The organism is Rhizobium sp. BT03, from assembly GCF_030053155.1.
Taxonomy (GTDB): Bacteria; Pseudomonadota; Alphaproteobacteria; order Rhizobiales; family Rhizobiaceae; genus Rhizobium.
Map to the genome: position 1 here is coordinate 1,011,952 of NZ_CP125640.1, position 22,121 is coordinate 1,034,072.

Here is a 22,121-nt window from a genome sequence, read left to right on the forward strand (position 1 = left end):
TCCAATTATTGCTGACGGACGGGATCATAGCCGCTTGAAGACGAAAGTTAATCGCGATCCGTTTCAACCCAACGGCGTTCGGTGGAAAATCCGTCTCTCCAGACCGCAACTCAGGCAATGAGACGGGGATATTCGATCGCCGGGCAGCGGTTCATCACCACCTTGATGCCGGCGGCCTCAGCCTTTGCCGCGGCCGCATCGTCGCGGACGCCGAGCTGCGCCCAGATGATCCGCGGCAGCGGCCTCAGCGCCAAGGCCTCCTCGACCACCCCATCCAGATATTCGGCGGCGCGGAAGACGTCGACCATGTCGATCGGCACGGGAATGTCGGCAAGCCGGGCATAGACGGTGCGGCCCTGGATCTGTTTACCCGCCTGCCCCGGGTTGACGGGAATGACCTCATAGCCGCGCGACAGCAGATACCCCATGACGCCGTTGCTCGGCCGGGCCGGATTGGGCGAAGCGCCGGTCAGGGCGATGGTCTTGACCGAATGCAGGATGCCGGCGAGGAAATCATCCGTGTAGCTGTCGTGATTCATGTCCGCTTCTCCGCTTGCGAAAGCCTTTGGCCACGGCACGCATGATTTTTTGCTTTTGCATGAAACCAGCTGCGTGCCTTTCCCGTATATATGAATTGGATACTTCCTGAGGATGATTCGATGAAAAAAATCGCTCTTGCCCTCATGCTCGTGCTCGCAGCATCGCCAGCCCTGGCTATCTCGCGCTACAATCCGCTCACCATGAGCTGCGCCAGCGTGCGCGCCGCCATCCATAATCAGGGCGCCGTCATCTTTCGCTACCAGTCCCCCCGCGGTCTGCCGCTCTATGATCGCTACGTCCGCAACAGCAATTATTGCGACGCGACCGATTATGCGGAGTGGACCCACATCCCCTCGAAAGACGATCCCCGCTGCCCCGTTCTGAACTGTCAGAACATCGACAACCTTGACGGGATGCTGTTCGTTCCGCATTATCAGCTCTGATGTTTTCGCCATCATGACGGACGCCGAACCGCAACGCCTTTCGCGGTTGCGAGAAGTTCGAACTCAATCGCGCGCTGCGATTTATTAAAGATAACACAACCTCCGGCTTTAATTTTCCCCTATGTCAAAGCTATAGAATAATATCTATATTTCAGCATCATAGAATAATCCGCTTCGGAATTCCGCTATGCATTTTCCCTTTTTGTTCACGATAAACCCCTAATGCGTTCCTAGGTAAATTAGAAACATCTCATAGTTGAAAGCCTCGTCTGGATTGAACGCATATCGCGCGCACGTAAAAATTGCCGCAGCAATCCAACATTGTTCCCCTGAGGAAAGGATGTTATTGGACATTTGAACGCATCCGGAACCGGCTCGCGTTCATTTTCGTGCAAATGCCAGTTGTCTTTTCAAGAGGTTGCCCCGTCCGAGGGCGAAGCATCTTGTCTTCCCCATCTGTTTGCGGATTTATCCCTTGCCTCTCGACGTCATCCTGCTCGTTCTCTTCGGCGCATTACTGCACGCGACATGGAACGCCATCGTCAAGGCCGGCAGCGATAAATCCCTCGATGCGGCGTTGATCTCGGCCGGCGGCGCGGTTTCGGCGCTGCCGTTCCTGGCATTTCTGCCATTGCCGGACAGCGCGTCCTGGCCGTTCATCGGCATCTCGGCCATCCTGCAGTTCGCCTATTTCCAACTGGTCGCCGCTGCCTACCGGGCCGGCGATATCGGCCTCGTCTACCCGCTTATGCGTGGCTGCGCACCGCTGCTGATCGCCGCGACAAGCGGCTTCATTCTGAAGGAAAATCTTTCCGGCGGCGCCCTTGCCGGCACAGTGACGATCTGCGCCGGTGTGCTGACGCTCGCTCTGGAGGCGCGGCGCGGCAGCAGCCGCGCCGTCATGCTCTCGCTTGTCAATGCCTGCGTCATCGCCAGCTACACCTATGTCGACGGCATCGGCGCACGCCTTTCCGGCAATGCGGTGTCCTACACATTATGGATGTCGCTGCTGCCGCCGGTGCTGCTGTTTTCCTGGGCGGTTTCGCAACGCGGCGCCGTGGCCGTGGCGCGTCACGTCCGTGGCAACTGGTGGCGCGGCCTGATCGGCGGCGCCGGCTCGATCGCTTCCTACGGGTTGGCGCTCTGGGCGATGACGAAAGCCCCGGTCGCAACCGTTGCGGCCCTGCGCGAAACCGCGATCCTCTTTGCACTGGTGATCTCGATTACCGTCTTCAAGGAAAAGGCCAGCCTCTGGCGCTACGTCGCCGGCGTCGTCATCGCCATTGGCGGGCTGGTTCTGAAACTGGCGTGATCTACTCGCGCTTCCATTCCGGCAAGCGCTTGCCGAGGAAGGCGTCGATCCCCTCCTTGGCATCCTGCGTCAGCATATTGTCGACCATCACCCCGGCGGCATAATCATAGGCGGCCTCGACCGGCAGTTCGAGCTGCCGGTAAAAGGCTTCCTTGCCGATCTTCAGGGTCAGCGGCGACTTGCTCGCGATCACCCCCGCATATTTGGCAACGACCTGCGCCAGATATTGCTTCGGCACGATGCGGTTGACGAGGCCGAAATCCTTGGCTGTGGAGGCGTCGATCGTCTCGCCGGTCAACAGCATCTCCATCGCCTGTTTGCGATGGGCGGCGCGGGAAACCGCCACCATCGGCGTCGAACAGAACAGGCCGATATTGACGCCCGGCGTGCAGAATGTCGACGTGTCCGTGCAGATCGCCAGATCGCAGGAAGCGACGAGCTGGCAGCCGGCAGCCGTCGCCAGCCCATCGACCTCGGCGATGACGGGCTTCGGCAGATGCGCGATCTTCAGCATCAGGTCAGCGCAGAGCCGGAAGGCCCTCTCGAAGAAACCGGCTCCCTGATCCTCATCGGCACGATGGGCGGTGAGTTCCTTGAGATCATGGCCGGCGGAAAAGACATTGCCGGTCGAGGCGATGACGACAACGCGCACGCTCGCATCCGATCCGGCGTTGTCGAGCTCGGCGATCAGCGCTTGCAGAAGCGCAATCGAGAGCGCATTGGCCGGCGGATTGTTGAGCACGAGGCGCAGCACGCCATCGCGCAACGAGCGGAGCAGCAATCCATCCGCCCTGCCTGCGTCCGGGAAGGATACGATTTCGGCCATGAGTCTGCTCCCTGCGCTCGATTTCCAGACTGAGGTATTGCCACAAGGCGCCGGCAATTTCGAGCGGGATCGACGCTTTTCGCGCAAGCCTTCGCGGTCAGGACCAGAACCAGGATTTCGCTATCTCGGCTTTTGCCTGTGCCCGGGTGAGGCCGACATCGCGAAGCTCGTCCTCGGTGAGGTCGCACAGCGTGCGGCGGCTGCGGCGCTTTTCCAGGCGATCTTCGACAGCAGCCAACAGCCGCCTCCCCCAATGCGCCGTCCCGCCAATTTTCGACCGAACGATATCGCGCGGCGTTTCGCGTATCGCGCTCAATTCCAGGGCCATCTCGTCTTCCTTTCTTCGACGGATGAAAGATGCGCTGGAGAATGCTACGAAGGAAGCTTATGGATATTATGAGATGCATAAGGATTCCTTTGGTATGGCGCTCAGCCTCGATCAGCTTGCAACCTTCGTCAACGTCGCCGATCTCGGGAGCTTTACGGCGGCGGCCGACAAGGAAGGACTGACGCAGCCGGCCGTCAGCCTGCAGGTCAAGGGGCTCGAACAGCGGCTCGGCGTTCGGCTGATCGAGCGCGTCGGACGGCGGGCGCAGCCGACTCCGGCAGGCCTTGACCTGCTCGTGCATGCAAGGCGCCTGCTCCAGGACGCTGCCGCCGCTGAGGAAGCGATGATGCCCTACAGAGACGGCGCCAGCGGCCGTGTGCGTATCGGCAGCGGCGGCACGGCGTCGATCCATCTGCTTCCCCGGGCCATTGCCGCCGCCCGCAAATCCATGCCCGGCCTCGAAATCACCGTCCATATCGGCAATGCCGACGACATCCTGCGCGACCTGGAGGCGAACAGCCTCGATATCGCCGTCATCGCCCTGCCGGCCTCGGGGCGGAACCTCGAGATCGAACCGTTCTACGAGGAGGAATTGCTGGCGGTCGCACCCGCCGGCAGCCGCATGCCCGAAGACGGACCGGACGCCGCCTTCATGCGCGACAGGACGCTGCTGCTCTATGAGGGCGGCAATACGCGGCGGGCAATCGATGCATGGCTGGCCGCACCGGACGCCAGGATCCGGCCGGCGATGGAGTTCGGCAGCATCGAGGCGATCAAGGAACTGGTGGCCGTCGGGCTCGGCTGGTCGATCCTGCCGGGGCTGGCAGTGAAGCGCGACCGCGCCGGCCTCGTGACGACATCATCGCTGCAGCCGAAGCTCACGCGCCGCCTCGGAATGGTTCTGCGCCGCGATCGCGAAATGATGAAATGCCTGCGCGCCTTCGAGGATTAGCGGCTGCTTTCGACCGTGGCATGCTCCTTCAAATCCGGCAGGACGATGCCGAAAACGGTCAAATACGGCAGATCTTCAGCCGACAAATTTGAGGCAATATAATACCACATATTTAACCTATTGTTTTTACTTGTATTTTTTTCAAAGCCTCGGGGAAGTCGATATTGACCCCATGTCACGTTCCCGTTATACACCGCGCCAGAACGCAGCCTGTCCGGGCTGCTTTCTTTTTGGCATGCCGCAAGCCTGCCAATCCAAGCAACAAGAAACGCCCTTCAAGCCCTCGGGCCAAGGGTCTCAAAAGAGAGTATTCACTATGGCAACCTTCTCCCAGAAGCCTGCAGAGGTGGAGAAGAAGTGGGTGATCATCGACGCCGAAGGGCTGGTCGTTGGCCGTCTCGCTTCCATCATCGCTATGCGCCTGCGCGGCAAGCACAAGGCAACCTTCACGCCCCACGTTGACGACGGCGACAACGTCATCGTCATCAATGCCGACAAGGTGGTTTTCACCGGCAAGAAGTATTCCGACAAGGTCTACTACTGGCACACCGGTTTTGCCGGCGGCATCAAGGAACGCACCGCGCGCCAGATCATCGAAGGCCGCTTCCCGGAGCGCGTCCTCGAAAAGGCCGTCGAACGCATGGTTCCGCGCGGCCCGCTCGGCCGTCGCCAGATGAAGAACCTGCGCGTCTACGCCGGCTCCAACCATCCCCATGAAGCCCAGCAGCCGGTCGCCCTCGACGTTGCCGCGCTCAACAAAAAGAACGTAAGGAGCGCCTGATCATGGCTGACCTCTCCTCCCTGAAGGATCTCGGCACGGCTTCCGAAGCTGCTGCTCCGGCCCACGTCCGCAAGGTCGACTCGCTCGGCCGCTCCTACGCGACCGGCAAGCGCAAGAACGCCGTCGCCCGCGTATGGGTCAAGCCGGGCTCCGGCAAGATTATCGTCAACGGCAAGGAATTCGCGGAATATTTCGCGCGCCCGGTGCTGCAGATGATCCTGCGCCAGCCGATCGTCGCAGCTGCCCGTGATGGCCAGTTCGACATCATCGCAACCGTTGCCGGCGGCGGTCTCTCCGGCCAGGCCGGCGCCGTTCGCCACGGCCTGTCCAAGGCGCTCACCTACTTCGAACCGGGCCTGCGCTCGGTGCTGAAGAAGGGCGGCTTCCTGACCCGCGACAGCCGCGTCGTCGAACGCAAGAAGTACGGCAAGGCAAAGGCCCGCCGCTCCTTCCAGTTCTCCAAGCGTTAATCGCTTCGGACAGACGGAATTTACGAAGGCCGGGGAAACCCGGCCTTTTTTGTTGTCCCATCGGCTTTTGATAAAATGGCGCAAAACCGTGCAGCGATTCTGCGGCAGCGGCATGGGTCAAACAAAGCAGAAGCAGCGCGTCTGAAGATAGCGACGCGCTTCGGTTCTTCCGGGCGACGCATCAGTCGGAAGAAAGGGCCGCCACGCCGTTCCCATCCACCATGTCGTCTCGCCTGAGAGCGGCCAGGATTTCGTCGGCGACAGCTTCCGCACCCGCCGGGGTGAAATGCACCTTATCGAAAATGAACGTCTTGCCGTCCCGCGCCAGATCGCATCGGCCCGCCTCTCTTCCGCAGAAAATCCTGGCTGGATCGACACGCAGGACATGCCTGTCTTTGGGGTCGTCGAGATAGGCGTAGGAAAGCGACGATTGCTCAAGAAATTCATCCTGAGCGATCGTGATCGTCGGCGCCGGTGTGCCCTTGTGCATCAGCTTCGCGACCTTGGCGGCAATCTCCGTATCGCCGCGCGGATGAGGATAGACGATGACGACGCGGATGCCGGCCGATGTCAGTGCGCCGACGGTTTTGTCGAAAGCATCCCTCAACCTCTGCCCTACGTCTGATGTCGCGACTTCCTCGCCCTTGAACAGATAGCGCGGCTGCTCGAAAAAGATCTTCCAGGAGGCGGCGAGAAAGACCGTTTTCACCTTGCTCTTGACGAGATAGTCGATCGCCGCAGCGTTGAAGGCGCCGCAATCGCGCGCCTGGTGAGGGACCATCGAGACGTCGGCGACCGGCGCACAGAAGCTGTGTGTGATCTGCTGCAGGCCGATATTCAGGCCGTCCAGGCGCTTGGCCAGCGCCGGCGTCAGTGACGATGCCAGGGAATCTCCGAGGATGGCGTATGTCTGGGCATGGCTGCCGTTGAATACGCACTCCTCGATCGGCATCGCATCCCAGCCCGACGCGCCCTCGAGAAGGCAGGTCTTGCTCCAATCATTGTCCGCCATGAATTCCTTGATCGGCGCCGGCAGGCGCCATGGAATGCCGCGCGTATCATGGCCGTAGATGCCGAAGGCGATCAAGGCTGCAAGCACCAGGGATACCGATGCGACCAGGCTGCGGGTGGACGGCAGCAAGCGGCGCTCGCCCCGGCGGAACGGCTGCTCGACGAAACGCCACGAGACATAAGCGAGCACAAGAGAAAGGCAGGCGAGAGCCCCCATCACGGCGAGCGACGGCGGATCGATGCTGCGGATGCGCGCAAAGGCAAAAAGCGGCTGGTGCCAGAGATAGGCGCTGTAACTGATCTGCCCGACCATGGTGAAGGCGGGGGTCGAAAGCAGTGCCGCCACCCAGGTTCCCTGTCGGGCATAGAGCAGCACGAGCATCGCGCCGACCACGGGAACCAGGGCGAGCGTGGAGGGAATGGCCGAGGTTTCGTCGAAATAGAAGATGGAGACGGCGATCATGCCGAACCCCAGCAGCGACAGCGGATCGTTGCCGCGCCTCTGCCCTTTCAACTGCACCAAGCTGCAAATCGATCCGGCCAGAAACTCCCATGCCCGCGAGGGCAGGAAATAAAAATTGGCCGAGGGAAAGACCCGCGACGCCCATTCGCTATAGGCAAGGCTGGCACATGCGATCGCAACCAGGATTGCGAAGAGCCAGTTCGGCTTGCGCTTCCACATGAATAGGACGAGCAGCGGAAAGAACATGTAATACTGTTCTTCGACGGCGAGGCTCCAGATGTGGAGCAGCGGCACCTCTCCCGCCTCCGGTGCGAAGTAGTCGCTCTTGAACCAGAACAGGAAATTGGCGCCGGAAAGACTGGTGGCAATCAGGCTGTCGGAGAAGGCGCGAAACTCCTCCGGCATGACACAGAGCCAAGCGAAGGGAAGACAGCACAGGACGACGAGAAACAGGGCAGGCAGCAGCCGGCGGGCTCGGCGCTCATAGAATGCCGCCAGCGAGAATGTGCCGTTGCCCATCTCCTCAAGGATGATCGAGGTGATCAGAAAACCGCTGATCACGAAGAAAACGTCGACACCGATGAAGCCGCCGCTGAAGACACTGAAGCCCGCATGAAAGAGAATAACTGGAATCACCGCGGCCGCCCGCAGGCCGTCAATCTCTCTTCGGTAAATCACTCAAATATTCCCAAAAATATGATGCTATTGCCGGCGAAAAGGAGCGAATCTGCAACCCGGCCTTGCATAGGCAGTCTCGGGATTTTCTGCAAGTATTACTTTTAGAAAAAATTCTACTAAACCACCGCTTTTATCCGGATCACCGGCGCCGGAGGAGGCACGCTCAGTTGTCGAGCCTTGGCTACGCTGCTAGATATGGGCAAAGGGGCTTCGGGAATGAGCGGAGCCGCAGTCAGGGGTGTATGATGGGAACAACCAAGTCCGCAGACAAATAGGCCGCAACAACTCTGCCCTGTTGTTGCGGCGTCTGTCCGGCCAATCCTGATACTGATGAAGAGACAGATCGCCGCCGAATGAAATCATTTGAGCGGGTTCTTTCCCATGTCTTATCCCAAAATCCAGCAGTGGACCTATTCCGTGCCGGCAGCCTTGCTGCTGATGGCGCCTTTCGACATCCTGGCCTCGCTTGCCATGGACATCTATCTGCCGGTCGTGCCGGTCATGCCGGCCGCACCCGGCACTTCGCCGGCCGTCATCCAACTGACCCTCAGTCTCTATATGCTGATGCTCGGCGCGGGGCAGATCGTCTTCGGTCCGATTTCCGATCTTGTCGGACGGCGGCCCGTCCTCATCGCAGGGACGGCGCTCTTTGCCGCTTCATCCTTGCTGCTTGCCGGCGCCTCCTCGGCACCGCTTTTCGTGGTCTTGAGGTTACTGCAAGCGATCGGCGCGTCGGCGGCTATGGTCACAACTTTCGCAACCGTGCGTGACGTCTACGCCGGGCGTCCCGAAAGCAGCACGATCTATAGCCTTCTCGGCTCCATCCTCTCCTTCGTGCCTGCGTTAGGCCCGATCGCCGGAGCCTTGATCGCCGATCGCTTCGGCTGGCGCGCCATTTTCCTCGTCATCGGCCTGTTGTCGGTCGCGGCCCTTCTCAACGCCTTCTTGCGGTGGCATGAGACCCGCCCCGCCGCAACGGCGCAGATCGCTCTGCGCCCAATCCTGACAAGCTTTCCCTTCTGGGTCTATACAGCCGGCTTCAGCGCGGCGATGGGCGCCTTCTTCGTCTTTTTCTCGACGGCACCCCGCGTCCTGATCGATAAAGCCGGTTTCTCCGGTATCGGCTTCAGCGTCGCCTTTGCGACAGTGGCGCTGGTGATGATCGTGACGGCGCAGTTCGCCAAACGTTTCGTCATGCGCTGGGGCATTACAGGCAGCCTTGCCAGAGGCATGGCAATGCTGCTTCTCGGCGCCGTACTGCTAGCCTTTGGCGAGCTGTTTCTGCAGCCTTCCCTTCTCAGCTTCGTCGTGCCGATGTGGATCATCGCGATCGGCATCGTCCTTGCCACCGCGGTCACCGCCAACGGCGCGCTTGAAGCCTTTGGCGACATGGCCGGAACGGCGGTCGCGCTCTATTCCTGCGTCCAGAGCATCATCGTCAGCTTTGCCGGAACCTTGTTCGTGCTTCTGCTCGGCGGCGACAACGCCTGGCCGCTCGTGGGTTATGTCTGTGTGACCGCGCTGACGACGCTTTCTGGATCGTGGTTCCTGCAAGACCCTGCCGGATAGGCAAATGGGACAAAGGACGGCCGCTCGATACGATGAGCGGCCGCCTTCCGAACGATTGCTTGAAATCCGTGCGCACCTCGCCTACCCCTTTCTGCGCGCGAACGGATCGGCCAAATCCTTCGCGCAGATCCGCCCCGACGCTCCGGCGTGAAACGGCGATCCTGCAATACTGCGTCCGTTTCGGACGCGACTATGTTCTGCGACCGAAAAAGGAGCATGACTTGGCGAACAGATCGATTGACCACGCCTTCACGGCGACCAGCCTCACTTCAGCCGCCAGCGATCCGACCTTTGCCGGAGCGCTGTCCTTCATGCGCCGGCGCTTCACCAAGGAACTTGCGGGCGTCGACGTCGCGGTCTGGGGTATTCCCTTCGATGCCGCAACCTCGAACCGGCCGGGCACGCGCTTCGGGCCGCAGGCGATCCGGCGTGCCTCGGCGATCTTCGACAATGATGCGCAATATCCCTTCAACCGCGATCTTTTCGCCGACATGGCGGTGATCGACTATGGCGATTGCCTGCTCGACTACGGCAACCATCAGGACACGCCCGCGGCCATCGAACGCCAGGCAAACGTCATCCTCGACAGCGGCGCCTTCCTGTTGACGCTCGGCGGCGATCACTACGTCACCTGGCCGCTGCTGAAAGCCCATGCGGCAAAACACGGGCCGCTTGCGCTCGTGCAGTTCGACGCTCACCAGGACACATGGTTCGACGAGGACCGGCGCATCGACCATGGTTCTTTCGTCGCGCGTGCCGTCCGCGAAGGTATCATCGATCCCGACCGCTCGATCCAGATCGGCATCCGCACCCATGCGCCGGAGGATTGCGGCATCAATATTCTCTACGGCCATCAGGTCGAGGAGATGAGCGCCGGCGACATCGCCTCGGCGATCATCTCGCATACGCGCGGCGCGCCTGCCTATCTCACCTTCGATATCGATTGCCTCGATCCGGCCTTTGCGCCGGGCACCGGCACACCGGTTGCCGGCGGGCCGTCGAGCGCCAAGATCCTCTCGGTGCTGCAGCGCCTGCATCAGCTCGACATCCGCGGCGCCGATATCGTCGAGGTATCGCCACCGTACGACCATGCCGATATCACCGCCATTGCGGGGGCAACGGCGGCGATGTATATGCTGGGGCTTCACGCCGAGCGACGCGCCATCGCCGTGTCACAAGGCTGACCTATTATCCCAAAATGAATCCGGAAACCTTCTGAACCCATTGAAAGCGCAGGTTAACATGGCACCGAAAATCTTCATCGACGGCGAACACGGCACGACGGGTCTGCAGATCCGCACGCGCATGGCCGGTCGCCGCGATGTCGAGCTTCTGTCCATTCCCGAAGCCGAGCGGCGCAACGCCGCCATGCGCGAGGACATGCTGAACAGCGCCGACATCGCCATTCTCTGCCTGCCCGACGATGCGTCGAAGGAAGCGGTACAGATGGTTTCTGGTAACAACAATGTCCGCGTCATCGACACTTCGACCGCCTTCCGCGTCAATCCCGGCTGGGCCTATGGCTTTGCCGAAATGGACGGCGCCCAGGCGGGCAGGATCAGAGCCGCCCGCTTCGTCGCCAATCCCGGCTGCTACCCCACGGGCGCAATCGGCCTGATCCGGCCGCTGCGGGCCGCCGGTCTCCTGCCGGACGGCTATCCGGTGACGGTCAACGCCGTCTCCGGTTATACCGGCGGCGGCAAGCAGATGATCGCGCAGATGGAAAATGCGGATCACCCGGATGCGATCACCGCGCCGCATTTCCTCTACGGCCTGCCGCTGACCCACAAGCATGTGCCCGAGATGACCGTGCACGGCCTGCTCGACCGCGCGCCGATCTTCTCGCCGTCGGTCGGCAAGTTCGCGCAGGGCATGATCGTGCAGGTGCCGCTGCATCTCGATGACCTCGCCGAGGGCATGACGCTGGAAAGCATCCATGCCGCCCTCGCCGCCCATTATGCCGGCCAGGAGATCGTCACCGTCGTGCCGCTCGCCGAAAGCAAGGCGCTGCCGCGCGTCAACGCCGTCGAGCTCGAAGGCAAGGACACGATGAAGCTCTTCGTCTTCGGCACGCCGGGCGCATCGCAGGTCAATCTGGTGGCGCTGCTCGACAATCTCGGCAAGGGCGCCTCGGGTGCCGCCGTGCAGAACATGGACCTGATGCTCGCCTCCTGACGTCATGACGCTCGATGCGCTTCTCGCCGGCGTGCACGCCTGGTTTGCCGCCGCCCTGCCCGACCATGGCATCTCTGCGCTGATGGCCTTCGCCTTCATCGCCGGGCTCGCCCGTGGCTTTTCGGGCTTCGGCGCCGCATTGATCTTCATTCCGCTCGCCGGCGCGATCGTCGGGCCGAAGCTGGTTTCGCCGATCCTGCTCGTCATCGACGGCATTGCCACATTGGGCATGATCCCGCCCGCCTGGCGCGGCGCCAACCGGCCCGAGGTCTTCGTCATGGCGGCGGGGGCCGCACTCGGCGTGCCGGCCGGCACGGCGATGCTGGCACTGCTCGACCCGCTGCTTTTGCGCTGGAGCATCACCATCATCGCTATCGCCCTGCTCGCGCTTCTCGCGTCGGGATGGCGCTATCACGGCGCGCCGTCGGCCCCGCTCAGCAGCGGCGTCGGCCTGATCGCCGGGCTTTTCAGCGGCGCCGCGCAGCTCGGCGGCCCGCCTGTTGTCGCCTACTGGCTTGGGGGCAAGAGCGACTTCACCCGCGTCAGGGCGAATGTCGTGCTCTATTTCTCGATCTCGTCGGTCTTCAGCGCCATCAGCTATTATGTCGGCGGGTTGTTCGTGCCTGCCGTCTTCGCGCTGACCGCCGTCATCCTGCCGAGTTATGCGGTCGGGCTCTACGGCGGCTCGAAACTGTTCGGGCTCGCCGAGGAGCGGACCTTCCGCATCGCCTGCTACATCCTGATCGCCGCCGCCGCGATCATCGGCATGCCGCTGCTCGACGGTGTGCTGCGCTAAACGCCTGACGCTACGGCTTCAGCCGCGCTCCGCGATCGCCGTCACGTGCGGATATTCGCCGTAAAAGCCGCGCCAGTTGGCGACGGCGAAACCGAAGACCACCAGGGCGCCGGCCTGATGCAGCAGGCCCCAGTGAAGCGGCACCTGCATCAGCAGCGTGGCGATGCCGATCGCCGCCTGCAATGTCACCAGCGAGAAAAGCACGACGGCACGGCGGGCATGGGTGGTCCAGGCTGCGGCGCGAAGCGCGATCACCATGTTGATCAGTGTCAATGCGAAGAGCGTATAGGCGCCGATGCGGTGGATGAACTGAACCGTCTTCGGGTTCTCGAAGGCATTGATCCAGAAGGGCTGCTGGATCAAGAGATCCGACGGGATGACGGCGCCATCCATCAGCGGCCAGGTATTGTAGGAAAAGCCGGCGTCGAGCCCCGCCACCAGCGCGCCGAGATAGATCTGGAACAGCGCGAAAATGGCGATCGCGGCGGCGAAACCGCGCGAGCTGCGGGCCGGCGCCGGATCGCTGGAATGCGGTGAGAGCCCGCGCATGATCCACATGCAGCCGGCAAAGATCAGGCAGGCCATGACGAGATGCGTCGCCAGCCGGTACTGGCTGACATCGGTGCGGACGGAAAGGCCCGAGGACACCATCCACCAGCCGATAAAGCCCTGCAGACCGCCGAGCGCCAGGATGCCGACGAGCGGCCAGCGCAGGCGCCTTTCGATCCGCCCCGTCAGCCAGAAAAAGAGGAGCGGCAGCGCGAAGATCACGCCGATGCCGCGGGCAATCAGCCGGTGTGCCCATTCCCACCAGAAGATGCCCTTGAATTCCTCGACGGTCATGGCGCTGTTCAACTGCTGAAATTCGGGAATGCGCTGGTAGAGGCGGAATTCCTCCTCCCACTCGGCAGCCGACAGCGGCGGGATGACGCCGTGGATCGGCTTCCATTCGGTGATCGACAGGCCCGAATTGGTCAGCCGGGTGGCGCCGCCGACGAGAACGAGACAGAAGAGCGCCAACAGCACGAAACCAAGCCAGAAGCGCAGGGCGCGGCGGTCGCGGTTCTGCTTGTGCACTTCGCTCAGGATCGCCTGTTCCGTGGTCGGGTTTGCGACGGCCATGATGTCTCCTTCTATCCGGCAGTTGATTTGCCCCACCGGCTCATGCAAAACAAGCCCCGAACCTTTGCGGCATGCCGTCGCGCCGGTCCGTCCCGTCCCTGCCGAGAGAGAATTGATGCCCGTCCGCCTTCGCAAATTCATCGGCACGATCCTCATCATCGTGCTCGTACTGGTCTATGCGCTGGTGGCGAATACGATCGCGGTGGCAACGCTCGGCAACGCGCCGTGGTGGGGCCACCTGCTCTATTTCCTGCTCACCGGCCTGCTCTGGGTCCTGCCGGCGATGGTGATCATCAAATGGATGGCCGGGCCGCGGCAGCAATAGGCCATTAACGGCCGAATAACCGTGATCGGCGGAAAACCTCGCCCATCGCCTGCGAGTAAACCAAATATACGTCCTGCATTCCTACCTTCCCGTTCAGCATTCTTGACCGGAGAAAACCCGTGCAGACGACGCAAAAGCTCGATGTTCATGGACAGTCGTCGGAAGACATGGCGCTGGCCCAGACGGCCATTTCGCGCCTGCGTCAGCTGAGCATGAAACTCGCCATGGCCGAAGTCGACATTAGCGTTTTTGACGCGATGCAGCCGCTGGAGGACGACTGGCGGGCGCTGGAGCGCGACAATCTCCAGTCCCTGCATCAGAGCTATGACTGGTGCGCCGCCTGGGTGAGCGCCTTTCAGCGGCCGCTGGCGATCCTCAAAGGCACCCATGCCGGTGAGACGGCCTTCATTCTGCCGGTCGAAATCGTCAAGTCGCGGGGGCTTGCGATCGCGAAATTCATCGCCGCCGATCACAGCAACATCAATACCGGCCTGTTTTCGGAAGGCTTTGCCGAAACCGGCGGTACCATCGACGCCGGCAAGTTCGCCGGCCAGCTTCAGCAGGCGCTCAAAGGCCGGGCCGATCTGCTGCTCCTGCAGAATATTCCGCTGGAATGGCGCGGGCGACAGACCCCGCTCACGGGGCTGCCGATGGTGCAGAACCAGAACCATGCCTATCAGCTGCCGTTCTTTCCCGCCTTCGAGGAGACGCTGAAGCAGCTCAACGCCAAGAACCGGCGCAAGAAATTCCGCGTTCAGTCGAAACGCCTCGAGGCGGCCGGCGGCTTCGAATATCTTGTCCCCGAGGCAACGGAAGAACAGCACCGCCTGCTCGATATCTTCTTCCGGCTGAAAAGCGCCCGTTTCGCCAGCCTCGGCCTGCCCGACGTCTTCGCCGACAGGGAAACGCAGTCCTTCCTGCACGCTCTGATCGACAAGCGCGAAGACCGCAGGCAATATTTCGGGCTGCAGATGCATGTGCTGCGGCTCAAGGGCGAGAATGAGGGCCGGATTGCCGCGATTTCAGGGATTTCGCGCAAGGGCGACCACATCATCTGCCAGTTCGGCGCGATCGATGAAGAGCTGGTGCCGGATACCAGCCCCGGCGAATTCCTCTATTGGCAGACCATCTCGGGATTGCATGGCAAAGGTATCGCGCTGTTCGATTTCGGGCTCGGCGACCAGACCTACAAACGTTCCTGGGCGCCTGTGGAAACCGCGCATTACGACGTGGTGCTGCCGGTCTCGCCGCTCGGCGTCGCCGCCGGCGCCGCGCACCGGATCGTCACCCGCGGCAAGGCGCATATCAAGGCGCGCCCGAAGCTCTATAAATTCGCCCAAAACATCCGGGCACGGATCGGCTAAAGGTTCAGGCCGCCTGGCCGAGCGTCTGCTCGCTCCCCTCCCCACCCGACATCAGCACGACGCGCTCGTAGCCCGCAGCCTGGAATTCCGTCATCAGGGTCACGAAGATCGTCTCCTCGATCTCCGGCATGGAGAGGATGATCTCGACATCGCGGCTGCGCGTTAGCCGCGAGACGCCGGCGACATCGGCCGAACCGCATTCGACCACCACGAGGTCATAGGCGGCGGCAAGCGCATCGAGCAGCAGCGACAGCCGGTCGACACCGCGCATGGCGCGGCGCACATCGCTCTGGCCCTGGGGGATCAGATGCGCGTCGGAAAGGCGGTCGCCGTGGATCGTGTCGCCGAAGGCGGCCTCGCCGCAGAGCAGATCGGTAACACCTAGAGCGGCCTGGTCCTCGGCCATCAGTTCCGTGGGGTAGCCGGAACCGGTCATGTCGATCAGGATGACGCGGCGGCCGGCGTCGGCGAGCATGCGGGTCAGCAAAACCGTCGCCGCCGAGCCATTGTCACCAGTCGGAGATATTGCAATTGCCAGCGGCGCACGACTGCCCGTGAGATAATCCGCAACGGAGGCGACGGAGAATTCATTGTCGTCCTCCGGCAGCTCCTCGGCAGCCTCCGTGTCTTCGATCGTATCGTCATCACCGACGACCGCGAGCATGCTCGGCTGGGCGGGCTTTCTGGGGGCTGCGACAACCGGGGCGACCTGTGGCGCATCCCTTTCCTCGACGAGGGTTTCCGCCTCGATCGTCTCAGGGGACACGTCGACGGGACGCAGCGCCCGGCCGCTGAAGAGTTCGGCCAGCATGGTGACGATGGCGCTCAGGATCAGCGTGGCGACGGCAGCGACGACGACGATCGGCACCACCTTCGGGAAATAGGGATCGACCGGCTCGATGGCCTTGGAAACGATCCGGGCATCCGCCGGGCTCGAATTGCTGTCGGCGCGGGAGGCGGCTTCGCGGTAGCGCACCAGATAGGTTTCGAGCAGCTGGCGCTGGGCGGTCGCCTCGCGCTCCAGCGCGTTGAGGCCGACCTCGTCCTCACCGGCGCGGGCGCTGTTGGCCTGCACCGCGTCCGACTGGCGCTCAAGTTCGCTCGCCCTGAGATCGGCGACCTTGGATTCGTTCTCGATGCTCGTCAGGATTTTCTGCGTCTCCTGGCGGATCTGGGTGCGGATATCGGCGAGCTGGGCGCGCAGGCTTTTCAGCCGCGGATGATTGTTGAGAAGGCTGGTCTGCAGATCCGAGATCTGCGACTGCAAGCCGGATTCCGTCGCTTTCAGCCGCTGGATCGCCTGAGAGGACATGATGTCGGGCAGCGTGTCGGAGGCCTCGCCTGAAGACAGCGCGTTGCGCACCGCCTGCGCCCTCGCCTCGGCATTGGCCTTGTCGCCGCGGACACGGGTCAGCTCGGCGGAGATATCGTTCAGCTGCTGGGCCGGAAAGGTGGTGGTGCCGTTGGTCTGCAGCAGCCCGTGCGAGGTGCGGTATTCGGCAACCTTCTTCTCGGCTTCGCTGACCTTGCGGCGCAGCCCCTCGATCTCCGGCTCCAGCCAGCGCGTCGCTTCCGAATTGGAATCGAGCTTGGCGCCGCTCTGGGTCGAAAGATAGACATTGGCCATGGCGTTCGGAATGGCGGCGGCGAGCTTCGGATCCTTCGAGGTGAAGCTGACGCCGATGACGCGTGAACCCGGCACCTGATAGACCTGCAGACGCTCGACGAAGGCGTCGATCACCCGCTCTTCCGGCGGGTTCTCCATCGGGTTCTTCTTCAGGTGCAGCTTCACCAGGATGCTGTTCATCGCCGATCCGTTGGCGGCATCATCGAATTCCGGCAGGTTGTAGAGCTTCAGATCGTTGATCACCTTCTTCAGGAGATCGGCCGATTGCAGCAGCTGCACCTGGCTGGCGATATTCAGCTCGTCCATCAGCGGGCCGGCGCCGGCGTCGTTGACCTGCTGGGTGCTGGCGAAGGCCGGCGCGCGGGGTTCGATCAGAATGCGCGTTTCACTGCGATATTGCGGCGACATGATCTTGGCGCCTGTAAAGGCGACGCCCGCCCCCGCAAGCGTAATCGCCAAAATCCTGAGCCGCCGCGCCCAGACGGCGCGGACCAGCTGGCCGAGGTCGATGTCCACATCCTGATCACGCGCTACGCCGGACATGCTCTTACTCCACAACAAAGGTGCCGCAAGCGTAAACGACCATGGTAACTCAACGGTTAATGGCAATCTTGCCGAGAATAAGCGACGGCTGATGAAGGAAGCCAGGAAATTGCAAGCGGCCTTTACCGGGCATTAACCCTAACGGATCGATAACGGCTCTACCGAGTTCATTTTCTGTGAGCACCAACGGATGTCTGTCGTCCAGCCCAAGATCCTTTTGGCCCTGAGCCTTGCAGCCATGACGGCGGCATTGGGCGGCTGCACGACGTACAAGCCGGCTCCGAAGGCGTTCAACGAGGCGACCATCCAGCCCTATACGCTGGATAGCGGCGACCGGTTGCGCGTTACCGTTTTCGACCAGCAGAGCCTGACCAACACCTATACGGTGGATCAGGCCGGCTATATCGCCTTTCCCCTCATCGGCCAGGTCCCTGCCCGCGGCCGAACCCTGCAGCAACTCTCGGGGCAGATCGCCCAGAAACTGCAGCAGGGCTATCTTCGCGATCCTGATGTCACCATCGATGTCGATCGCTACCGTTCGATCTTCCTCATGGGCGAAGTCGGCCAACCCGGCCAGTATGCCTATGTCCCCGGCATGACGGTGCAAAATGCCATTGCGGTCGCCGGCGGCTTCACCAGCCGCGCCAACCAGAGCATGGTCGACGTCACCCGCAAGATCAACGGACAGGTGCTGACCGGCCGCATCAACATATCGGGGCCGATCATCGCCGGCGACACGATCTACGTTCGCGAACGGCTCTTCTGAGCGATGACAACACAGAAGCCGCTCCGCATCCTCCATTGCTTCAGATCGCCGGTCGGCGGAATTTTCCGCCATGTCCGCGATCTCGTCGAGGAGCACAGCAAGGCCGGTCATCAAATCGGCATCCTCTGCGACAGCTCGACCGGCGGCGAATACGAGGACAGCCTGTTCGACGATATAAGACCCTATCTCTCGCTCGGCCTGACACGGGTGCCGATCCGGCGTTCGATCAGCCCGTCCGACATTGCGACGATGTGGGATACATACAAGAAAATCAAAAGTTTGCGGCCGGATGTGCTGCACGGACACGGCGCCAAGGGCGGCGTGCTCGCGCGACTTGCCGGCTCAGCGTTGCGGGTGAACAGGTATCGCGTAGCCCGCCTCTATACCGCGCATGGCGGAAGCCTGCATTATTCGCGCTCCTCGCTCGGAGGACAATTCGTCCTCAGGATGGAGCGCCTGCAGGAATATTTCACCGATGCGCTGGTCTTCATCTGCGAATATGAGCGCGACACCTATGCGCGCAAGGTGGGTAAGCCGCGGACGAAGACGAGACTGATCTACAACGGCATCGCCGAGCGCGATTTCGAGCCGATCCCCACCCGCTCGGATGCCGTGCATTTCATCTATGTGGGCATGCTCCGGGACCTCAAGGGTCCCGATCTGTTTGTCGATGCCTTCGCCAAGACCGAACGGCTGCTCGGCCGGCCGCTGTCGGCGCTGATGATCGGCGACGGGCCGGATCGCGACCGCTACCGCGAAATGATGGTCGAGCGCGGCCTCGGTAAACGCATCGGCATGCTACCGGCGATGCGGGTCCACGAAGCCTTCTCGATGGCGCAGAACCTCGTCGTTCCCTCGCGCGCCGAAGCCATGCCCTATATCGTGCTCGAGGGGCTCGGCGCGGGCAAGACGATCATCGCCAGCCGTGTCGGCGGCATTCCCGAGGTGCTGGGCGCCGACAGCGCAGCCCTTGTGGAGGCCGGGAATTCCGACGATCTCGCCCGCGTCATGGCGGAAACGCTGAGCACGCCCGACTGGCACGCCAGGACGATGCCGAAGCCCGAGGCGGTGAAAGCGGTATTTTCCTCGGCCGTCATGGCACGCGATGTCCTGAAATTGTACCATGAACTCGTCGAGCCCGCCGCCGGCCGAGCAATGCCCGCCGCCCTGTAAATATTTCTTAGGGGCTTTCTGGTATTTCGCTTGCTGACAACGAGCGAAAAGCCCCATGAACAAGCTGGAAAGAGGCGATCAATTCGACGTGGAAGCTCTGCGCAAGCAGGTTTCCGACATCGAGGCGCGCGGCGACGCGGGTCAGGAAAAACCGTCCGACCCGACCGAAATCAACCCCTATGCCCGACAGATCGCCGAACAGTTCCGCGACGGAACCAATTCGCCGGTGATCATCATCGGGCAATTGCGGCTGCTGGAATTCCTGGCGCTCTTCGCGATCGCCCTGATCGTCCATTATTTCTGGCCCGGCGACGGCAATGATTCATCGCTGGTGCGGTTAGGCATGGCGGCGATCGCCTCGGCCTTGACAGTCATCGGCCTGCAGCTTGCCGACGGTTACACCATTCCGGCACTTCGGGCCAAGCTGCGGCTGATCCCGCGCATCCTGGCGTCCTGGACGATCGCGCTTCTCCTGACCGTCGGCCTGTTCGCTCTCGTTCGCGGCAGCACATGGGCGATGGTCGTCGACGCCTATATGCCCTGGTTTGCGGCTGGCGCGCTCTTCCTTTCGGCCGAGCGTTTCCTCGTCGCCTACGGCATCCGCAACTGGGCGCGCAACGGCATCATGGAGCGCCGCGCCGTCATCGTCGGCGGCGGCGAACCGGCCAAGGAACTGATTCGCATCCTCGAACAGCAGGATGACAACGACATCCGCATCTGCGGCATCTTCGACGATCGCGGCGAAAAGCGCTCGCCGATCATGGTCGCTGGTTATCCGAAGCTCGGCACCGTGGCCGAACTGGTCGAATTCGTGCGGCTGACGCGCATCGACATGCTGATCATCGCGCTGCCGCTGTCGGCCGAGGCGCGCATCTACGATCTTTTGAAGAAGCTCTGGGTTCTGCCGGTGGATATCCGCCTTGCCGCGCATGCCAACCGGCTGCGCTTCCGGCCGCGCGCCTATTCGCATGTCGGCTCGGTGCCGATGCTCGACATTTTCAAGAAGCCGATCCGCGACTGGGATTCCGTCGCCAAGCGCGGCTTCGACATCTTCTTCACCGTGATCGCGCTGGCGCTGCTCTGGCCACTGATGGTCGCGACCGCCATCGCCATCAAGGCGACCTCCGAAGGCCCGGTTTTCTTCATGCAGAAGCGCCACGGGTTCAACAACGAAATCATCAACGTCTTCAAGTTCCGCTCGATGTACACCAACATGGCCGACCCCACGGGCAAGGCCGCGGTGACCAAGGGCGATCCGCGTGTCACCCGCGTCGGCCGCTTCATCCGCAAAACCTCGATCGACGAACTGCCGCAGCTTTTCAACGTGCTGCGGGGCGAGCTCTCGCTGGTCGGCCCGCGCCCGCATGCCGTTCTCGCCCAGGCTCGCGACCGCGCCTTCGGCGATGTCGTCGAGGGCTATTTCGCCCGCCACCGCGTCAAGCCCGGCGTTACCGGCTGGGCGCAGATCAACGGCTGGCGCGGCGAAGTGGACAACGACGAAAAGATCAAGTTCCGTACCGCCTACGACCTTTATTACATCGAGAACTGGTCGCTCTGGTTCGACCTCAAGATCCTGTTCCTGACGCCGATCCGGCTGCTCAACACGGAAAACGCCTATTGACCGCGATCGAGGCGACATATCCCCGTGTCGCCCAGCCGCAGCGGATGACGCTGCGCCTGATCGGCTCGGCCTTCGTCGCCTTCGGCGTCTTCCTCTCCGGTTTCGTGATCGACGAGCCGGCGCCCTACGAACTCTGGATGGCGGGACTGATCGGCCTCTGGTTCATCCTGGGCCTCAGGATTTCGCGCGGCGTGGCGCCACTGCTTGCGCTGCTCCTCACCTTCAATATCGGCGGCATGCTGTCGCTGACGCAGATGAAGGATCTGGCCACCGGGCCGATGTATATCGCGGTCTCGACCTTCCTGGCGCTGACGGCGGTCTTCTACGCGGCGATTGTCGAGGATAGCCACAAGCGGCTGCCGCTGATCTTCAACGCCTGGACCTTCGCCGCCGTCGCCACCTCAGCGCTCGGCATACTCGGTTATTTCCACGCCTTTCCTGGAGCGGAGATCTTCACGCTCTATGATCGCGCCAAGGGCGCCTTCCAGGACCCGAACGTCTTCGGCCCCTTCCTGGTGCCGCCATCGCTCTATCTCGTTCACGGCATCCTCGTCGGCGACCTGAAGAAGTCGCCGCTGAAGGCCGCCGCCCTGCTGGTGCTTGCGCTCGGCATCTTCCTGTCTTTTTCCCGCGCCGCCTGGGGGCTCTTCGCCCTCGGCGTGGCGCTCCTGATTTTCATCATGCTGCTCAAGGAGCGCAGCGGCGCCTTTCGTCTCAGGGTGCTGGTGCTGTCGCTGGCGGCGATCATCATGCTGGTCGCCTCGCTGCTGGTAGCGCTGCAGATCCCGAAAGTCGCCGAACTGTTTTCGGCGCGCGCCCAGCTGGTGCAGCAATATGACGGCGAGCATCTCGGCCGCTTCGAGCGGCACCGGATCGGCTTCACCATGATGATGGAGCGGCCGCTCGGCATCGGCCCACTGGTGTTCGGCACGATGTTTCCCGAGGACGAGCACAATATCTGGCTGAAATCGCTGACCACCTATGGCTGGCTCGGCTTCGTCAGCTATGTCGGCATGCTCATCTGGACGCTGGCCCTCGGCTTCCGATACCTGCTGCTCGACCGCCCGTGGCAGCCCTTTTTGATGATCGCCTGGATCTCGGTTCTCGGCCACGCCACCATCGGCAACGTCATCGATATCGACCACTGGCGCCATGTCTATCTGCTGCTCGGCACGGTCTGGGGCTGCGCGGCGCTCGAGGTGCGCCACAAGCGCGGCCGGAGGCCATAGCAGCCAG

General features: G+C 62.3%; 21 protein-coding genes. 15 read left to right on the forward strand and 6 right to left on the reverse strand.

All coding sequences use genetic code 11. The annotated features are described in order from the left end of the window. Positions 1-110 precede the first annotated feature (110 nt). Positions 111-539 carry a CoA-binding protein gene (locus tag QMO80_RS05020; protein ID WP_283199109.1) on the reverse strand — a complete coding sequence of 143 codons (429 nt, stop codon included), beginning with the start codon at positions 537-539 and terminating at the stop codon, positions 111-113. A gap of 120 nt (positions 540-659) precedes the next feature. Between QMO80_RS05020 and QMO80_RS05025 the strand changes: the two genes are divergently transcribed. Both QMO80_RS05025 and QMO80_RS05030 read left to right on the forward strand, forming a co-directional pair. Beyond that, positions 660-983: a hypothetical protein gene (locus tag QMO80_RS05025; RefSeq protein WP_049734148.1), complete on the forward strand. Its 324-nt coding sequence runs from the start codon at positions 660-662 to the stop codon at positions 981-983. Between the two features lie 475 nt (positions 984-1,458). After that, positions 1,459-2,295 (forward strand): EamA family transporter, encoded by an 837-nt coding sequence (locus QMO80_RS05030; protein ID WP_283199110.1) that lies wholly within the window; start codon positions 1,459-1,461, stop codon positions 2,293-2,295. 1 nt (position 2,296) lies between these two features. Here QMO80_RS05030 and QMO80_RS05035 read toward each other — a convergent pair whose 3' ends face one another. Then, the gene (locus QMO80_RS05035; RefSeq protein ID WP_283199111.1) at positions 2,297-3,121 is read right to left on the reverse strand and encodes an enoyl-CoA hydratase; all 825 of its coding nucleotides are present in this window, start codon (positions 3,119-3,121) and stop codon (positions 2,297-2,299) included. Positions 3,122-3,218: 97 nt separating this feature from the next. Then, entirely contained in the window at positions 3,219-3,449 is a 231-nt protein-coding gene (locus QMO80_RS05040; protein ID WP_283199112.1) for a DUF1127 domain-containing protein, read from the reverse strand. Between the two features lie 73 nt (positions 3,450-3,522). Between QMO80_RS05040 and QMO80_RS05045 the strand changes: the two genes are divergently transcribed. The 3 genes from QMO80_RS05045 to rpsI all read left to right on the forward strand — a co-directional run bounded on the left by QMO80_RS05045 (position 3,523) and on the right by rpsI (position 5,652). Beyond that, a complete protein-coding gene (locus QMO80_RS05045; protein WP_283199113.1) occupies positions 3,523-4,401 on the forward strand; it encodes a LysR family transcriptional regulator in 879 nt (292 codons plus the stop codon). Between the two features lie 316 nt (positions 4,402-4,717). Continuing rightward, positions 4,718-5,182: a 50S ribosomal protein L13 gene (gene rplM, locus QMO80_RS05050; protein ID WP_010069368.1), complete on the forward strand. Its 465-nt coding sequence runs from the start codon at positions 4,718-4,720 to the stop codon at positions 5,180-5,182. A 2-nt stretch (positions 5,183-5,184) separates the two neighbouring features. After that, the gene (gene rpsI, locus QMO80_RS05055) at positions 5,185-5,652 is read left to right on the forward strand and encodes a 30S ribosomal protein S9 (RefSeq protein ID WP_049734030.1); all 468 of its coding nucleotides are present in this window, start codon (positions 5,185-5,187) and stop codon (positions 5,650-5,652) included. Positions 5,653-5,833: 181 nt separating this feature from the next. Here the strand turns inward: rpsI and QMO80_RS05060 are convergent, their stop codons facing one another. Then, complete coding sequence (locus QMO80_RS05060) at positions 5,834-7,804, reverse strand: acyltransferase family protein (RefSeq protein ID WP_283199114.1); 1,971 nt, start codon at positions 7,802-7,804, stop codon at positions 5,834-5,836. Between the two features lie 381 nt (positions 7,805-8,185). Here QMO80_RS05060 and cml point away from each other — a divergent pair, with 381 nt between their 5' ends. From cml to QMO80_RS05080, 4 genes are all read left to right on the forward strand, one after another. Continuing rightward, the gene (gene cml, locus QMO80_RS05065; RefSeq protein ID WP_283199115.1) at positions 8,186-9,373 is read left to right on the forward strand and encodes a CmlA/FloR family chloramphenicol efflux MFS transporter; all 1,188 of its coding nucleotides are present in this window, start codon (positions 8,186-8,188) and stop codon (positions 9,371-9,373) included. A 221-nt stretch (positions 9,374-9,594) separates the two neighbouring features. Beyond that, positions 9,595-10,557: an agmatinase gene (speB, locus tag QMO80_RS05070; RefSeq protein WP_283199116.1), complete on the forward strand. Its 963-nt coding sequence runs from the start codon at positions 9,595-9,597 to the stop codon at positions 10,555-10,557. Positions 10,558-10,615: 58 nt separating this feature from the next. Further along, positions 10,616-11,548, forward strand: a complete 933-nt coding sequence (gene argC, locus QMO80_RS05075; protein WP_283199117.1) for an N-acetyl-gamma-glutamyl-phosphate reductase — start codon at positions 10,616-10,618, stop codon at positions 11,546-11,548. 4 nt (positions 11,549-11,552) lie between these two features. Continuing rightward, positions 11,553-12,344: a sulfite exporter TauE/SafE family protein gene (locus tag QMO80_RS05080; protein ID WP_283199118.1), complete on the forward strand. Its 792-nt coding sequence runs from the start codon at positions 11,553-11,555 to the stop codon at positions 12,342-12,344. Positions 12,345-12,362: 18 nt separating this feature from the next. Here QMO80_RS05080 and QMO80_RS05085 read toward each other — a convergent pair whose 3' ends face one another. Next, a complete protein-coding gene (locus QMO80_RS05085) occupies positions 12,363-13,466 on the reverse strand; it encodes a COX15/CtaA family protein (protein ID WP_283199119.1) in 1,104 nt (367 codons plus the stop codon). Positions 13,467-13,581: 115 nt separating this feature from the next. Here QMO80_RS05085 and QMO80_RS05090 point away from each other — a divergent pair, with 115 nt between their 5' ends. Both QMO80_RS05090 and QMO80_RS05095 read left to right on the forward strand, forming a co-directional pair. Further along, a complete protein-coding gene (locus QMO80_RS05090; protein ID WP_003573983.1) occupies positions 13,582-13,791 on the forward strand; it encodes a DUF2842 domain-containing protein in 210 nt (69 codons plus the stop codon). 167 nt (positions 13,792-13,958) lie between these two features. Beyond that, positions 13,959-15,155 carry a GNAT family N-acetyltransferase gene (locus QMO80_RS05095; protein ID WP_283200114.1) on the forward strand — a complete coding sequence of 399 codons (1,197 nt, stop codon included), beginning with the start codon at positions 13,959-13,961 and terminating at the stop codon, positions 15,153-15,155. A gap of 4 nt (positions 15,156-15,159) precedes the next feature. On the opposite strand, the gene QMO80_RS05100 is transcribed toward QMO80_RS05095, so the two are convergent. Then, positions 15,160-17,325: a GumC family protein gene (locus QMO80_RS05100; protein WP_283199120.1), complete on the reverse strand. Its 2,166-nt coding sequence runs from the start codon at positions 17,323-17,325 to the stop codon at positions 15,160-15,162. A gap of 190 nt (positions 17,326-17,515) precedes the next feature. Between QMO80_RS05100 and QMO80_RS05105 the strand changes: the two genes are divergently transcribed. The 4 genes from QMO80_RS05105 to QMO80_RS05120 are packed head-to-tail and all read left to right on the forward strand — an operon-like array spanning position 17,516 to position 22,114. Beyond that, positions 17,516-18,091 (forward strand): polysaccharide biosynthesis/export family protein, encoded by a 576-nt coding sequence (locus tag QMO80_RS05105; protein WP_003573986.1) that lies wholly within the window; start codon positions 17,516-17,518, stop codon positions 18,089-18,091. Positions 18,092-18,094: 3 nt separating this feature from the next. Continuing rightward, on the forward strand, positions 18,095-19,264 hold the full coding sequence (locus tag QMO80_RS05110) for a glycosyltransferase family 4 protein (RefSeq protein ID WP_283199121.1): 1,170 nt from the start codon (positions 18,095-18,097) through the stop codon (positions 19,262-19,264). Positions 19,265-19,319: 55 nt separating this feature from the next. Beyond that, complete coding sequence (locus QMO80_RS05115) at positions 19,320-20,885, forward strand: undecaprenyl-phosphate glucose phosphotransferase (RefSeq protein ID WP_283199122.1); 1,566 nt, start codon at positions 19,320-19,322, stop codon at positions 20,883-20,885. After that, positions 20,882-22,114 carry an O-antigen ligase gene (locus tag QMO80_RS05120; protein WP_283199123.1) on the forward strand — a complete coding sequence of 411 codons (1,233 nt, stop codon included), beginning with the start codon at positions 20,882-20,884 and terminating at the stop codon, positions 22,112-22,114. The genes QMO80_RS05115 and QMO80_RS05120 overlap by 4 nt, the downstream gene beginning before the upstream one ends. The last annotated feature ends 7 nt before the right edge of the window (positions 22,115-22,121 follow it).